The organism is Branchiibius hedensis, assembly GCF_900108585.1.
GTDB classification, from domain to species: domain Bacteria; phylum Actinomycetota; class Actinomycetes; order Actinomycetales; family Dermatophilaceae; genus Branchiibius; species Branchiibius hedensis.
Genome location: NZ_UESZ01000001.1, coordinates 50,004 through 64,535, shown reverse-complemented (window position 1 = coordinate 64,535; position 14,532 = coordinate 50,004). Strand labels below are relative to the sequence as shown.

The window sequence follows — 14,532 nt, the reverse complement described above, 5'->3', positions numbered from 1 at the left end:
CTCAGGATAGACCGGGCAGCAGCGCCTCCTGACGCTCCAGGTCCAGCAGCCACCGCTTGCGCTCGACCCCGCCGCCGTAGCCGGTCAGCGATCCGTCGGCGCCGATGACCCGGTGGCACGGGATCACGATCGACAGCGGATTGCGTCCGTTCGCCAGGCCGACCGCGCGACTCGCGGACGGGTTGCCCACGGCCGTGGCCAGTTCGCGATAACTCCAGGTCACGCCGTACGGGATCTGTTGCAGGGCCCGCCACACGCGCACCTGGAAGTCGGTGCCGATCGGCCGCAGCGGCAGATCGAACTCGGTGCGCTCCCCCGCGAAGTACTCGCCCAGTTGCTGCGCGGCCCGATCCAGCACGGGACTGCCGCCGGCCTCCCCCAGGGCGTCGCTGCCGGGGTGGTGCGCGTGCCCGTCCATGTAGACCGCCACGAGGTCGTCGCCGTCGGCGACGAGGGTGAGCGGGCCGATCGGGGTCGGGTCGAGGGTGCTGTGTCGCCGCGTCATGCGCTGGCCTCCATCACGGGTAGCTGGTTGGTTTCGTGGTCGCTGGTGGCCCACAGGTGCTGGGTGACGTACGCCCGCCACGGGCGCCAGGTGTCGGCGGGCGGACCGATGCGCTCGAGGGTGCGCCGCACGGCCAGATCGGTCTCGGGGAACGCGTCCGGATCGCCCAGCGCGCGCATGGCGATCGACTCGACCGACCAGGGACCGATTCCGGGTACGCCGAGTAGCCGGCCCCGCGCCAGCCCCCAGTCCGCGCCGGCCGAGACATCGATCTCCCCCTCGGCCAAAGCACGAGCCAGGGATCGCAGCGTCCGCTTCCTGGTTTCCGGCATCGCCAGGACATCATCCGGTGCATCGGCCACGACGGCCGCGGTCGGGAAGAGTCCGGTGAGGCTGCCCGCGGGGTCGCTGATGCTCTCCCTCCCCCAGTGCTCGGGTCAGACGAGCGGCGTGCGTGCGTGCGGCGCGGGTCGAGATCTGCTGACCGAGCACGATCCGCAACGCCATCTCGATCGGATCGGTGGTGTGCGGGACGCGTCGACCCGGTGCTGCCGCAATCATCGGCGCCAGGCGTGGATCGGCCGCGAGCGCGGTGTCGACGGCGAGTGGGTCGGCGTCCAGATCCAGCAGGAACCGGCAGCGACTGACCGCGGTCTGCAGATCGCGCACGTCCTGCAACCACAGCGTCGCCGCCACGTGATCGGGTGCCGGTCGCAGCGCGACGATGCCCGCGGCGTACGTCAATCGCAGAGTGCGGCGATAGGCGCCGTCGCGCCACTCCTCCACCCCCGGCACCCCGGTGGCGACCAGATGGCCGAACACGTTGTCGGGCAGGAAGGGCAGTCGCATCGGCAACCGCAGATCGATCCGGTGCCAGGCGGGTGGGTCGGCGGCGCGCAGCGGGGACCGACGGGCGCGCAACTGGGTGGGCGTGAGCGCGAACGTGGTACGCACGACGTCGTTCATCGAGCGGATGCTGCCGAAACCGGCCGCGAAGGCGATGTCGGCGAACGGCATCGCGGTGGTCTCGATCAGGATGCGCGCGGTCTGCGCCCGTTGGGACCGGGCCAGCGCCAACGGACCGGCACCCAACTGTTCGCTGACGACTCGCTCGATCTGCCGGCTGCTGTAACCCAGACGCCGCGAGAGTCCCTCGACACCGTCGCGTTCGACCACGCCGTCGGCGATCAACCGCATCGTGCGAGCGACCAGATCGTCGCGGACGTTCCACTCCGGAGAGCCGGGGGTGGCATCGGGGAGGCAGCGTTTGCAGGCGCGGTATCCACGAGCCACCGCAGCAGCGGCAGACGGTAGGAAGTCGACCCGATCAGCGCGCGGCGGCGTGGCCGGACAGCTGGGCCGACAGTAGATCTTGGTGCTGCGCACGGCCGTCACGAACCAGCCGTCGAACCGCGCATCACGGCTCTGGACGGCGGCCAGGCAGGTCGCGGTGGTCAGCTGCATATCTTCAGTCTGCGCCCCGGCACCGACCAGGGCTAGCAGGATTCCGACATCGCGCTGCGCAGGTCAGGCGGGAGCAACCGGCCCCACGGTGATCGGCAGATTGTCGATCAGCCGCGTCGTCCCGACCTTGGCAGCCACGGCCAGGATCGCCACGCCGTGGTACCACTCGGGAACTTCTTCCAACCGGACCGGATCGACCAGCACCAGATAGTCGACCTGCGCCAGCGGTTCGCCGACCAGCACGTCGCGGGCGGCGCGGCGGATAGCCGCCGGGCCGCGAACCGCCTGGGCCTCCCCGGCCCGCAACGCGCGGGACAGGGACAGCGCCGCTTCGCGATCGGTCGAGGTCAGATAGACGTTGCGCGAGGACATTGCCAGATCGTCGTCCTCGCGGACGGTCGGCACGGCGATGACCTCGATGGGGAAATCCAGATCGGTGGCCATCCGCCGGATGAGCAACAACTGCTGGGCGTCCTTCTGGCCGAAATAGGCCAGATCCGGCCGCACCAGATGGAACAACTTGGCGACCACGGTCAGCACGCCGTCGAAATGCCCTGGGCGCGAGGAGCCTTCGAGGACCGCGCCGAGCGCGCCGGCGCTGACCCGGATGCCGGGTTCTCCGTCGGGATACATCACGTCGGGGGTCGGCGCGAACACCAGATCGACACCCTGCTCTCGGCAGATCGCCAGATCGGATTCCAGGGTCCGCGGATACCGGGACAGATCTTCTCCTGCGGCGAATTGCAGCGGGTTGAGGAAGATCGTCACCACGACACTGTCCGCGTCCTGCCGGGCCTGGGCGATCAGTTGCGCGTGTCCGGGATGCAGCGCTCCCATGGTCATCACCACAGCCACGCGACCGGACAGCGCGTCCCGCGCCGCTCGCAACTCCTTGCGGGTGTGCACCAACTGCGTCGTCATGGCGCTCACGGTACTCAGTCGCGGCCGGTCAGCAATTGCCGCAGCGGAAGGACCGCCTCGGCCGGCATCGCCCGGCGTAGCGCGGCGCGCTCCAGGGTCGCTTCGGCCAGCGCCCGATAGGCCGGTTCGATATCCGGACTGTGCTGAGCGAGCGCATCCAGATGCGCCCGCACCGTGCCGACGTCTCCGCGGGAGACCGGACCGGTCAGCGCGCGGTCACCGCGTTCCAACGCATTGGCGGTCGCTGCCTCGACCAGTGGGGCGATGAACCGGCCCGGATCCTCGACCCCGATCTCCCGCAGCACCTGTTCGGACTGGGCGATCACCGTCACCAGGTGGTTGGCGGCGTGCGCCAACGCTGCGTGGTACGCCGCGCGGTCACCTTCGGCGATCGCGACCGGCAGACCGCCGAGATCCAGCACGAGGGCCTCGGCGACGACGCCGACACCTGCGGAGGCCGTGATCGCGAAGGGTGTGCCGGGCAGGCGGTCCAGATCGGCGGGTGTGCCGCTGAAGGTCATCACCGGATGCAGCGCGATCGCGTCGCCACCGACCGTCGTCACGGCGGCCAGCGCGTCCACCCCGTGGAATCCACTGAGATGGATCACCAGTTTGCCCGGCCCCCAGAGGTTTTCGGCGGCAAGTCCGTTGGCTAACGGCTCGATCGCATCATCGGGTACGCCGAGGATCACCACGTCCGCGTCGCTCACCACTTCTTGGACGGACGCGATGGGGACGCCGGGCAACAGTTCTTCGGCGCGCTGCCGGGAGGCTTCACTGACGGCGCTGGTCGCCACGATTTCGTGACCCGCTGCCCGCAGCGCAGCGCCGATCACTGAGCCGGCCCGGCCCGCTCCGACGACTCCGACGCGCAGATTGGGCCGGGACAGTTCGCTCACGCTGCCTACAGTAGTTCTCGTGTCTGCCCGCCCGCTGATCGACGCGTGGGCTGAGGCGCTGTACGGCACCCACGGGTTCTATCGGCAATCCGACGGTCCCGCAGGGCATTTCGCGACCGCCGGACAGGGCGTCCCGGGTGTCGGCGAGCTCTTCGCATCCGCCGTCCTGGCGCTGGCTGACCGAGTGGGCGCAACGAACATCCTGGAGGTGGGCGCTGGTCGCGGGGAGTTGCTGACGTTGCTGCACGCGACGCGGCCGTCGATGCGGCTGACCGGGGTGGATGTGGTGGCCCGGCCCTCGACCCTCCCGGCCGGGATCGGCTGGGTCGTCTCCCCCGGCGGCCGGTCGCTGCCCGCGCTGCCGGTCGATGCGCAGACACTGGTCGTCGCCAACGAGTGGCTCGACGTGGTCCCCTGCCCGGTGGCGCAGTGGGACGGTGCGTTGTGGCGTTTCGTGCTGTCCTCCGGCGCACTCGGCGCGGTGCTTTCCGGACCGGAGGAGGACTGGCGCCGGCGGTGGTGGCCGGTCGATGAACCGGTGCCAGGCGACCGCGTCGAGATCGGCCTGCCGCGAGATCAGGCGTACCAGGCGTTGTGCGCGGTCGCGTCCGCTGTCCTCGCGATCGACTACGGACATCTGCGCGATGACCGACCCGTCGCTGGCACGTTGATCGGCTACCGGGACGGCGTGGCTACGACCCCGTGTTTCGACGGCAGCACGGACATCACGGCGCACGTTGCAATGGACTCGTTGGGTGCGGCGACATTGCTGACGCAGCGAGATGCGTTGGAGCAGCTAGGGATTCGCGTACCGAATCCGTCGCTGGACCTGGCCCGCACGGCACCGGCCGATTATCTGAAAGGCTTGGCTCGGCGTACGGCGTGGGCGTTTCTGCGGGAGCCGGCCGGGCTGGGTGGGTTCTGGTGGGCGCTCAGCTGCCCGCTTGCCGAGCCCGGAACGCCGCCACGTTGAGCCGGTTACCGCAGCCGGCGTCGCAGAACCGTCGCGAGCGGTTCTTGGTCAGGTCGATCAACACGTTGTCGCAGTCGCCCGCAGCGCACACCCGCAACCGGTCGAATTCGCGGTCTCGGATCACGTCAACGACGGCCATCGCCGCCTCGACGACCATCCGCGTCGCCAGCGGTGCGTCGGAGGGTGTGGCGTGCAGATGCCAGTCGTATTCATCGTGTTTGACCAGCTGCGGCACCGCATTGGCCTGTGCAAGCAGTGTGTTGACCCGCTCGACGGCGGCCCGCTCGTCCGGTGCCCACAACGACCGCACCTGAGCACGGACCTCGCGCACCCGGCGCAGCTCGGCTGGCGTGCCCAGGACCGTCCCCGTCCAACCCCAGGTCCGTACGAAGTCGGCCAGATCCTGGACGGTGCTGAGCGAGTCGGGCTCTGCGTGCTCGGAGTTGGCCAGGGCGGCCGCGGCCCGCAGCGCCATATCGGTGTCGTAACCGAACGCCACTCGCGACCTCCTCGGTAAGGGGCTAACTAGTCGTTGACCAGTAACCAGAACGAACTCTAGGCTGAACTGGTTGTCACGAGTGTAAAGCCAATTAGCCCATTACAGGAGGTGGCGGTGAGCGCTACTGCTCCCGACGCGGTCGTCCCGACCCTGTCGACCGACACCCCCGGGGTCGGCCACCACCGGTTTGCCGGGATGATCTTCGCGATCGCCTCGGCCGCCGCATTCGGGATGTCCGGGCCGTTCGCCAAGTCACTGCTGCATGCGGGCTGGACCCCGGCCGCCGCCGTGACCGGCCGCATCGTCATCGCCGCACTGGTCCTCCTGCCGATCACCGTGTGGCAGATGCGCGGCCGGTGGCACCTGGTCCTGCCGAACTGGCGGCCGATCGCCGGCTACGGCCTGGCAGGGGTCGCGGGCGCACAACTGGCCTATTTCAGCGCCATCCAGACTCTGTCGATCGGCGTTGCGCTGCTGCTGGAGTACACCGCCCCGCTGTGGCTGGTGCTGCTCGCCTGGGTGACCACTCGCCGTACCCCGCATCGCTTGGTCCTGCTCGGTGCAGGCGCCTCGATCGTCGGACTTCTCCTGGTGCTCAACGTGTTCGGCGGTGCGCAGCTGTCCGGCACCGGTGTCGTGTGGGGGTTGATCGCGGCGGGCTGCGCCGCGGCGTACTTCATCATCGCCAGCAACCCCAGCGGCGGCCTGCCGTCGCTCGCTCTGGCCGGCATCGGTATGCAACTGGGCGCCGTGGCCCTGATCGTGGCCGGTCTCACCGGCATCGTCGACGTGCACGCCAGCACCGCACCGGTGCACCTGGCGGGCCGTACCACGTCGTTCATCGTGCCGTTGCTCGGCATCGCGGTCATCTCCGCGGCGTTCGCCTACGTGGCCGGTGTGGTGGCCGCGCGCGACCTGGGTGCCCGGGTCGCATCGTTCGTGGCACTGTCCGAGGTGCTCTTCGCGGTGGTGTTCGCCTGGCTGCTGGCCGGCGAGGTGCCCGCGTTGATCCAACTGGTCGGCGGATTCATCGTGATCGGCGGCGTGGTGCTGGTGCGGCTGGGCGAGACACGGGACGCGCGGCTGGCAGACTAGCCACCATGGCCACCCGCGAAGTCACCGTCGGCGTCGGAGCCGGTGGACTGGCCACCGCGGACATGGTCCTCAACATCGGGCCGCAGCACCCGGCAACGCACGGCGTGCTGCGCCTGCGGGTCACCCTGGACGGCGAGCGGATCGTCGCCGCCGAACCGATCGTCGGCTACATGCACCGCGGCGCGGAGAAACTCTTCGAGGTGCGCGACTATCGCCAGATCATGGTGCTGGCAAACCGGCACGACTGGCTGTCCGCGTTCAGCAATGAGGTCGGCTTGGCGCTCCTGGTCGAGCGGATGCTGGGGATGGAGGTCCCCGAGCGGGCCACCTGGACGCGCACCTTGCTCGTCGAGCTCAACCGGGTGCTCAACCATCTGATGTTCGCGGGGTCGTATCCGCTCGAACTCGGTGCGATGACGCCGATCTTCTACTCCTTCCGTGAGCGCGAGGAATTACAGGCGGTCATGGAGCAGATCTCCGGCGGCCGGATGCACTACATGTTCAACCGGGTCGGCGGATTGCGGGATGAGTTGCCCGCCGGCTGGCTGGACAACGTGTCGGGCGCCGTCGCCGCCGTGCGTCGACGGTTGCCGGACCTGGAAGGCATGTTGCTGGGCAACGAGATCCTGACCGCCCGCACCCGCGGAGTGGGGGTACTCGACCAGGGCACCATCTCGGCGTACGGCGTGAGCGGACCCATCGCGCGCGCCTCAGGTCTGGACGTGGACCTGCGCCGCGACCAGCCCTATCTGGCGTACGCCGAGTTGTTCGGCCCGGACGGACCGGGCCGGGTCGTGACCCGCACCGCCGGCGACTGCCTCGCCCGCCTGGAGGTACTGCTCGAGCAGATCCACGTCAGCCTGGATCTCGCCGACGCCTGCGTCGAGCGACTGCGATCGCTGCCGGCGGGACCGGTCAACGTGAAGCTGCCCAAGGTGCTGAAGGTGCCCGAGGGCACCGACTATCTCGCGACCGAGAACCCGCTGGGGTTCAACGGCTATTACCTGGTCTCCCGCGGTGAAAAGACGCCCTGGCGGCTGAAGCTGCGTTCGGCATCGTTCAACAACGTCGCGGTTCTGGCGCACCTGCTGCCCGGGCAGTTGCTTGCCGACATGGTCGCGATCCTGGGCTCGATGTTCTTCGTGGTCGGAGACATCGACAAGTAGCTGCTCAGCTGGCGAGGTTTGCCCAGACCACCCAGTTGCCTTCGAAGTGGCCGTTCTTGATCGGAGTCTTCGGATCGCAGGTGATCAATCGAAGCACCGGCGTGGGGCTGCCGCTGTCCCACACCGTGCCGTCCTTGCTCAGCGTCGACTTCGGCTTGGCGGCTGACTTCGTCGCCACGAAGGTGACCTGATCGCCACTGCTGTAGCGCACGATGATCTTGTCTCCGGGCACCACCTCGGGCAGGTTGTAGAAGGTGTCGGGAACCCCGCCGTAGGTCACGTGGCCCGCCAGGATCGCTGCACCCCGGTAGCCCGGCATCGCCCAGCCGCGGTTGTTCAGGACACCCGCCACACCGCCGGGCGGCGCCAGAACGCCTTGGGAATCCACGAAGATCGCCGTCAGCTGGGCATTGACGATGGTGGCGCCTGCAGCGTTGAAGACGAACACCTGCGTGGGGGTTCCCTGCGGTGCTGCGGAGTTGTGGCCGGAGACGGCGGCGCCGCTGTTGGCCGACGTCGACGCAGGTGACGAGGTCGCGGGCGAACTGTTCTTTCCCGACGCTGAGGTGGCCGACGGGGAAGCAGTGGTGCTCGGCGGTACGTACTGCGGGATCGACGGGGCGGCCACGCTGCCCAGTGTGGTTGCGGGCGCCGTACTCGCCGACTGCGAACACCCGGCGGCGACGGACACGATGCCCGCCGCCGCCAGGGTTGCTCCCGCTACTGCGAGAACAGAACGCTTCGCCGTTTTACTGCTGCTCACGCTTGCGGCCGGCGACGACCGCACCTCCCAGAGCAACGGCACCGATGGCGGCCAGACCCACACCGGCAGCGGACAGCATGTTGCCGCTGGTCGTGGCACCGACGGAACCCGTCTGCACGGTGCTGGGGGTGACCACCGGTGCAGCCAGCACCGTGAACGTGGCGGACCCGGACACCGAGCCCACGACCTCGATCGTGTGGGTGCCCGCGGCCAACGTGGTCGGGATCGTGCCCGAGTAGGTCAGGTTGCCGTTGGCGTCAGCGGTCAGGTTGCTGGCCAGCGTCACCGGGGTCGAGTGGGCCACGATCTTGATGCCCGTCTCGTTGGGCTTGAAGCCCGAGGCGGTCACCGTGAAGGGGTCACCCGGCGCATACGAGGACTTATTCAGCGTCACCGTGGCTTTGGACGGGCTGGTGGGGCTCGTCGGGCTGGTGGGGCTCGTCGGGCTGGTGGGGCTCGTCGGGCTCGTGGGGCTCGTCGGGCTCGTGGGGCTCGTCGGGCTGGTGGGGCTCGTCGGGCTGGTGGGGCTCGTCGGGCTCGTGGGGCTCGTCGGGCTCGTGGGGCTCGTCGGGCTCGTCGGGCTCGTCGGGCTCGTCGGGCTGGTGGGGCTCGTCGGGCTCGTCGGGCTCGTCGGGCTGGTGGGGCTCGTCGGGGTCGAGTCACCAACGATGATGTTGCCGATCACGTTGGGCTTGTTGGCGACGGAGCCAATCGGCTTGGTGCGGTAGGTACAGGTCACCGGAATGACCGGCTTCTGCCCCTGCTCGTTCGTGGCGACGATGGTGGCCGTGAACCCGTCAACAGTGATCGGGTAGGTCCCGGGCTTCGTCGGGGCAGTCGCCCCGGGGGCCGTTCCCTTCGCCGTTGTCACCAGGTTTCCGGTGGCCGGGATCGGGGTAACCGGAATCGTGAGTTTCGCGGTGTAGGTGTTTTCGAACACGGTGTACGGCGCATCCGACGTGCCTTCAACCGTCACGTTTTTCAGATTGCGCAACGTGTCAGTGGCAATGCTTGACGCCGTCACACGCGCGGTCACATCGATGTCCGGAATCGCTGCACCCGGCGCTACCTGCGTGGGCGCGGTCGTGGTGATCTCAGCACCCCAGGTGCCCAAGGTCAGCGGGCCACCGAACTCGCCGGTGCAGTCGAACCAGATGCCAGGTGGGTAGACCAGCGCGTCCGCCTGGGGAGCCGCGATGGCGCCCATCCCGACCAGAGCCAGTCCGCCGACGAGTCCGGTCGTACCGGCGACACCAAGCGTTCGGCGTACGCCAGTGGATGTCGTACGGCGAGTGGTGGTCCGTGCCATGAAGATCTCCCTCGTGCTGATGCGGTCGTAGCGCCCGTGCGCAACCTACTACTTAGTAAGCCTACGCGGGTAAACGTACGTCAGTGTGACCTAGATCGCAACGCGCCTATGCGGGAATCGCCGGATAACCGTTCGCCGAGCCTGATGAATCCTCGTCTTCCGGGGGCAGTCGGCACCATGCCTGCACCACGAATCCGCTGACCGCCACTGCGGTAGCTGACGCACCTGACACCAGCGCCAGGATCAGCGGCGCCCGATCGGCACCATGGGAAACCCGGTCGATGTGCACCAGCACCTGGGCCAGGTACCAACCAGCGAACACCGATCCGGCCAGCGCACACGCCTGGGCAGCGACCAGCGTTGCGCGCGCCCGCTGCGGTGAGGGTGGCGCCACCTTTTTGGATGAGCGCAGATAGCGCCGGATCTCCCAACCGGCCACCAGCACGGCGGCGGCGATCATCAGCAGCACCACCACGGTGATCCAGGAATTCGTCGGCATCGAGTTGCCGCGCGATGTCCACCACCGAAGTCCGAAGAACGACAGCACCAGCACCACCCCCGCGCCGATCAGCGCGTAGCGGATCCGGACACCCTCCGACAGGTCGATCACCAGACACCTCCGGGCCAGTCCGGTCCGGGGCGAACACCCTGGTCCGGCAACGATTCGACAAGCGCGGCGACCGTTCGCACCCCGTCTGAGGTACGCAGCGTCGCATCGGGGTCGGCCAGCAACCAGGGCTGAAGTACGAAGGCGCGTTCGTGGGCGCGCGGATGCGGCAGGCTGAGCGCCGGGCCGTCCAGGACCAGGTCGGCCATCTGGATCAGATCGAGGTCGAGCGTCCGAGCACCCCACCGGGTCTCGCGGATCCGGCCGAACTCAGCCTCGATGCGGTGCAACTCGCGCAGGAGGGACGCAGGGGCCAGACGGGTACGAGCCAGCAGTACGGCGTTCAGATAGTCCGGTTGCTCCGGGCCGATGGGGTCGGTTTCGACGATCGGGCTGACGCGCAGAGTCCGCAATCCCGAGATCTGGGAAACCGCTCGGACCGCGGCGCTCAGCGTGCCGAGTCGGTCACCCAAGTTAGCCCCGAGCGCGATGACCACGGCCTGATCGGCCTCTCGCCGGATGGCGACCGACGGCCCACCGCCGGGGGTGAAGTCGACACCGGCCGGTGCGTCCGGTTTGTGCAAGGTCACCTCGACCGCCTCGACACCCGGGTGCGCCAAGGCCGCCGCCGCAATGCGGGTTGCCAGCGTTTCGATCAGATCCACCGGTGGCCCGGACAGGATCGCGACCGTCTCCTGCGCCACGTCGGCGTAACTGACGGTGTCGGTCAGGTCGTCGCCCGCACCCGCCGCGGCCAGGTCGGTCTCCAGGATGACGTCGGCGATGAAGCGCTGCGGTTGGGTTTTCTCGAAGTCGAGGACTCCGTGGCAGGAGGTGACGGCGATGCCGTGCAGGGCGATCCGATCAGTCACGAGGACGCGACCTCCGCCACGACCTCGACGGCCGCCAGGGTCGATCGCGCGTCGTGCACGCGAACCCCCCATACCCCGGCCTGGGCCAGCAGCACGCTGACCGCTGCAGTGGCCAGGTCACGGTCCTGGGCCGCAACCGGCTCATCGCCCCGGGCGCCGACGCGTTCGAGGAACCGCTTGCGCGAGGCACCGACCAGCACGGGCTGACCCAGTTCGTGGAACCGGGCGATGCAGCGCAGGAGCAGCCAGTTCTGCGGACCGGTCTTGGCGAAACCGAGGCCGGGATCGAGCACCAATCGGTCGGGCAGCACTCCGGCTTCCAGGAGGGCATCGCGTCGCTGGCCCAGCTCGCGCAGTACGTCGGCGACCACATCGGTGTAGTGCGCTCGTTGCTGCATGTCGGCGCTGTGGCCGCGCCAGTGCATCGCGATCATCGGGACTTCGGCGTCGGCGACCACCCGAACCAGCTCGGGGTCGGCCAGGCCACCGCTGACGTCGTTGACGATGCTCGCGCCAGCGTCCAGCGCCGCGTGCGCAACCCGCGCCCGCATGGTGTCGATCGAGATCGGAACCCCTGCGTCCGCTAGGGCGCTCACCACGGGTACGACGCGCCGCAACTCTTCGTCGTCACTGGGCCGACCGGCACCGGGCCGGGTGGATTCGCCACCGATGTCGAGTAGATCCGCACCGTCCGCGATCAACTGGTGCCCTCGCTCGATCGCGTCGTCAGCGGCGAGGTAACGGCCGCCGTCGGAGAACGAATCGGGCGTCACGTTGACGACACCCATCACCAAGGGGCGATCGGCGGGGCGAGCCGGAAGCGCAGTGGTCACCGCCGCGGTGCCGCGATCAGGCTCATCGCTTCTGCGCGGGTGGCCGCACTGCGTAGCTGACCGCGGACCGCCGATGTGATGGTGAGGGCCCCTGGCTTCTTCACCCCACGCATCGACATGCACAAGTGCTCGCACTCCAGGACGACCAGGACGCCCTGTGCACTGAGATGTTCGACGAGCGCGTCGGCGATCTGACTGGTCAGTCGCTCCTGGACCTGCGGACGTTTGGCGTAGACGTCGACCAGGCGGGCAATCTTGGACAAGCCGGTCACCCGACCCGATTTGGCGGGGATGTACCCGACGTGCGCCACCCCGTGGAACGGCACCAGGTGGTGCTCGCAGGTGGAGTACAACTCGATGTCACGCACGATCACCAACTCATCGTGGGACACATCGAACGTGCGGTTCAGGACGTCCTGAGGCTCCTGCCACATGCCCGCGAACTGCTCGGCGTACGCCCTCGCCACCCGACCGGGGGTGTCGCGCAGACCCTCACGGTCCGGATCCTCGCCCAGCGCCAGCAGGAGTTCCCGGACGGCCGCAGCCGCCCGGTCCAGATCAACCTTCGGTGGGATTGACATGCCCGTTGCTGGAACCGTCGATGTAACCGCCCTCGGGGACCTCGACGATCACCTCGGCCGGCAGCTTGTCCTCTTCGGGCTTCTCGCCTCGGGCGATCGCTTCCTTCTCCGCGGGAGTCATGACCGGCGGGCGGTCAGAGACCAGGCGTCGGTCGCTGGACAGCCACACCTGCCGGCGCGGACGCTTGTGCACGTCCTTGAACAGTTCGGCCAGCGCGTCGGCGTTGAGGGTTTCCTTCTCGAGAAGTTCGAGGACCAAGGTGTCCAGGATGTCCCGGTTGTCGTTGAGGGCGTGCCACGCCTCGTCGTGCGCGGCCTCGATCAGCCGGCGCACCTCCTCATCGACCGTGCCGGCGAGCACCTCGGAGTAGTCGCGCTCGTGGCCCATGTCCCGGCCCAGGAAGACCTCACCGTTGCCGGAGCCCAGCTTGATCGCGCCGATCCGCTCGCTCATCCCGAACTGGGTGACCATCTTGCGGGCCAGACCGGTCGCCTTCTCGATGTCGTTGGAGGCACCGGTGCTGGGGTCATGGAAGACGATCTCCTCCGCGACGCGGCCACCGAGCGCATAGGCCAACTGGTCCAGCAGCTCGTTGCGGGTCGTGGAGTACTTGTCGTCGGCGGGCAGCACCATGGTGTAACCCAGTGCACGACCGCGCGGCAGGATGGTGATCTTGCTGACCGGCTCGGTGTGGTTCATCGCCGCAGCCACCAGCGCGTGACCGCCTTCGTGGTAGGCGGTGATCTTGCGTTCCTTCAGGCTCATCACCCGGGTGCGCTTCTGCGGACCAGCCATGACGCGGTCGATCGCTTCGTCCAGCGCGCGGTTGTCGATGATCTGCGCGTTGCTGCGAGCGGTCAACAGCGCCGCTTCGTTCAGCACGTTGGCCAGGTCCGCACCGGAGAAACCGGGGGTACGACGCGCCACCGTCAGCAGATCGACGTCAGGGGCCATCGGCTTGCCCTTGGCGTGCACCTGCAGGATGTGGTGTCGGCCGGCCATGTCCGGAGCCTCGACGGCGATCTGCCGGTCGAAACGGCCCGGGCGCAGCAACGCCGGGTCCAGGATGTCGGGCCGGTTGGTCGCCGCAATCAGGATGACGTTCGTCTTGACGTCGAAGCCGTCCATCTCGACCAGCAACTGGTTCAACGTCTGCTCGCGCTCGTCGTGGCCGCCGCCGAGGCCCGCACCACGGTGCCGGCCGACGGCGTCGATCTCGTCGACGAAGATGATCGCGGGGGCGTTCGCCTTGGCCTGCTCGAACAGGTCGCGGACGCGGGAGGCACCGACACCGACGAACATCTCGACGAAGTCCGAACCGGAGATCGAGTAGAACGGCACCCCGGCTTCACCGGCGACCGCGCGGGCCAGCAGCGTCTTACCGGTGCCGGGCGGGCCGTAGAGCAGGACGCCCTTGGGGATCTTGGCGCCCACGTCGAGGAACTTCTTCGGCGACTGGAGGAACTCCTTGATCTCGTGGAGTTCTTCGACCGCTTCGTCGGCGCCGGCCACATCGGCGAAGGTCACCTTCGGCATGTCCTTGGTCGCCAGCTTGGCCTTGGACTTGCCGAACTGCATGACCCGGGAACCGCCACCCTGCATCTGGGACAGCAGGAACCAGAACAGACCGAGGAGCAACAGGAAGGGCAGCAGGCTCAGCAGCAAGCTGACGAAGACGTTCTGCTTCTGGGTGTCGTCATCGAAACCCTGCGACGGCGGGTCCTCGTTGAGCAGGTTGACGATGTTCGATCCGCGGGCGCTGATGTAGTTGGCCTGGACCTTCGTCAGGTTGGTGTTGCCGTCGATCGTCGTCGGGTTCTTGAGCGTCAGACTCATCGAATCCGGCGTCAACTTGGCCGATTCGACGTTCTTGTTCTTGATCTGCTCGATCGCCTGCGAGGTGGTGATCTGGCTGTACCCGCCGACACTGCCGACGCTGAACCAGATGACGCCGGCTACGACCACGAGCGCAAGCCAGAGCCCCGGACTACGAATGAGCTTCTTGAAATCCATGTACCTGCCGGGCTGTGCCCGATCCTCCCGG

16 protein-coding genes are annotated in these 14,532 nt (G+C 68.2%); 3 read left to right on the top strand and 13 right to left on the bottom strand.

The annotated features are described in order from the left end of the window. Position 1 precedes the first annotated feature (1 nt). From DR843_RS00355 to DR843_RS00340, 5 genes are all read right to left on the bottom strand, one after another. On the bottom strand, positions 2-505 hold the full coding sequence (locus tag DR843_RS00355) for a methylated-DNA--[protein]-cysteine S-methyltransferase (RefSeq protein ID WP_109683591.1): 504 nt from the start codon (positions 503-505) through the stop codon (positions 2-4). Then, entirely contained in the window at positions 502-867 is a 366-nt protein-coding gene (locus DR843_RS20735) for a DNA-3-methyladenine glycosylase family protein (RefSeq protein ID WP_281268768.1), read from the bottom strand. Before DR843_RS20735 ends, DR843_RS00355 begins: the two co-directional genes overlap by 4 nt. Beyond that, positions 848-1,969, bottom strand: a complete 1,122-nt coding sequence (locus DR843_RS00350) for a bifunctional transcriptional activator/DNA repair enzyme AdaA (protein ID WP_281268767.1) — start codon at positions 1,967-1,969, stop codon at positions 848-850. Before DR843_RS00350 ends, DR843_RS20735 begins: the two co-directional genes overlap by 20 nt. Positions 1,970-2,032: 63 nt before the next feature. Then, a complete protein-coding gene (gene panC / locus DR843_RS00345; protein ID WP_109683590.1) occupies positions 2,033-2,890 on the bottom strand; it encodes a pantoate--beta-alanine ligase in 858 nt (285 codons plus the stop codon). 14 nt (positions 2,891-2,904) lie between these two features. After that, entirely contained in the window at positions 2,905-3,789 is an 885-nt protein-coding gene (locus tag DR843_RS00340; RefSeq protein WP_109683589.1) for a Rossmann-like and DUF2520 domain-containing protein, read from the bottom strand. Between the two features lie 19 nt (positions 3,790-3,808). On the opposite strand from DR843_RS00340, the gene DR843_RS00335 reads away from it, so the two are divergent. Continuing rightward, positions 3,809-4,762, top strand: coding sequence for an SAM-dependent methyltransferase (locus DR843_RS00335; protein ID WP_245933922.1), 954 nt, complete (start codon positions 3,809-3,811; stop codon positions 4,760-4,762). On the opposite strand, the gene DR843_RS00330 is transcribed toward DR843_RS00335, so the two are convergent. After that, entirely contained in the window at positions 4,722-5,261 is a 540-nt protein-coding gene (locus DR843_RS00330; RefSeq protein WP_109683588.1) for a CGNR zinc finger domain-containing protein, read from the bottom strand. The genes DR843_RS00335 and DR843_RS00330 overlap by 41 nt on opposite strands. A 114-nt stretch (positions 5,262-5,375) precedes the next feature. Between DR843_RS00330 and DR843_RS00325 the strand changes: the two genes are divergently transcribed. After that, the gene (locus DR843_RS00325; protein WP_109683587.1) at positions 5,376-6,356 is read left to right on the top strand and encodes an EamA family transporter; all 981 of its coding nucleotides are present in this window, start codon (positions 5,376-5,378) and stop codon (positions 6,354-6,356) included. A gap of 5 nt (positions 6,357-6,361) precedes the next feature. Beyond that, positions 6,362-7,522, top strand: coding sequence for an NADH-quinone oxidoreductase subunit D (locus DR843_RS00320; RefSeq protein WP_109683586.1), 1,161 nt, complete (start codon positions 6,362-6,364; stop codon positions 7,520-7,522). Between the two features lie 4 nt (positions 7,523-7,526). Here the strand turns inward: DR843_RS00320 and DR843_RS00315 are convergent, their stop codons facing one another. The 7 genes from DR843_RS00315 to ftsH form a co-directional block, all read right to left on the bottom strand. Then, positions 7,527-8,150: a class F sortase gene (locus DR843_RS00315; RefSeq protein ID WP_146202452.1), complete on the bottom strand. Its 624-nt coding sequence runs from the start codon at positions 8,148-8,150 to the stop codon at positions 7,527-7,529. A gap of 121 nt (positions 8,151-8,271) precedes the next feature. Beyond that, complete coding sequence (locus tag DR843_RS20355) at positions 8,272-9,594, bottom strand: DUF6801 domain-containing protein (RefSeq protein WP_218564412.1); 1,323 nt, start codon at positions 9,592-9,594, stop codon at positions 8,272-8,274. Positions 9,595-9,700: 106 nt separating this feature from the next. Continuing rightward, positions 9,701-10,204 (bottom strand): DUF3180 domain-containing protein, encoded by a 504-nt coding sequence (locus DR843_RS00300; RefSeq protein ID WP_170119701.1) that lies wholly within the window; start codon positions 10,202-10,204, stop codon positions 9,701-9,703. Continuing rightward, the gene (gene folK, locus DR843_RS00295; protein WP_109683582.1) at positions 10,201-11,073 is read right to left on the bottom strand and encodes a 2-amino-4-hydroxy-6-hydroxymethyldihydropteridine diphosphokinase; all 873 of its coding nucleotides are present in this window, start codon (positions 11,071-11,073) and stop codon (positions 10,201-10,203) included. Before folK ends, DR843_RS00300 begins: the two co-directional genes overlap by 4 nt. Further along, the gene (gene folP, locus DR843_RS00290; protein ID WP_425451524.1) at positions 11,070-11,906 is read right to left on the bottom strand and encodes a dihydropteroate synthase; all 837 of its coding nucleotides are present in this window, start codon (positions 11,904-11,906) and stop codon (positions 11,070-11,072) included. The genes folK and folP overlap by 4 nt, the downstream gene beginning before the upstream one ends. Further along, a complete protein-coding gene (gene folE / locus DR843_RS00285) occupies positions 11,903-12,487 on the bottom strand; it encodes a GTP cyclohydrolase I FolE (RefSeq protein ID WP_109683580.1) in 585 nt (194 codons plus the stop codon). The genes folP and folE overlap by 4 nt, the downstream gene beginning before the upstream one ends. Beyond that, the gene (gene ftsH / locus DR843_RS00280) at positions 12,465-14,501 is read right to left on the bottom strand and encodes an ATP-dependent zinc metalloprotease FtsH (protein ID WP_109683579.1); all 2,037 of its coding nucleotides are present in this window, start codon (positions 14,499-14,501) and stop codon (positions 12,465-12,467) included. Before ftsH ends, folE begins: the two co-directional genes overlap by 23 nt. Positions 14,502-14,532: the final 31 nt, after the last annotated feature.

Excerpts from the sequence above, each read along its gene's own strand:
- DR843_RS00355 (WP_109683591.1), bottom strand. The coding sequence starts at position 505 with ATGACGCGGCGACACAGCACCCTCGACCCGACCCCGATCGGCCCGCTC.
- DR843_RS00350 (WP_281268767.1), bottom strand. The coding sequence starts at position 1,969 with ATGCAGCTGACCACCGCGACCTGCCTGGCCGCCGTCCAGAGCCGTGAT.
- panC (WP_109683590.1), bottom strand. The coding sequence starts at position 2,890 with ATGACGACGCAGTTGGTGCACACCCGCAAGGAGTTGCGAGCGGCGCGG.
- DR843_RS00320 (WP_109683586.1), top strand. The coding sequence starts at position 6,362 with ATGGCCACCCGCGAAGTCACCGTCGGCGTCGGAGCCGGTGGACTGGCC.
- DR843_RS20355 (WP_218564412.1), bottom strand. The coding sequence starts at position 9,594 with ATGGCACGGACCACCACTCGCCGTACGACATCCACTGGCGTACGCCGA.
- folE (WP_109683580.1), bottom strand. The coding sequence starts at position 12,487 with ATGTCAATCCCACCGAAGGTTGATCTGGACCGGGCGGCTGCGGCCGTC.
- ftsH (WP_109683579.1), bottom strand. The coding sequence starts at position 14,501 with ATGGATTTCAAGAAGCTCATTCGTAGTCCGGGGCTCTGGCTTGCGCTC.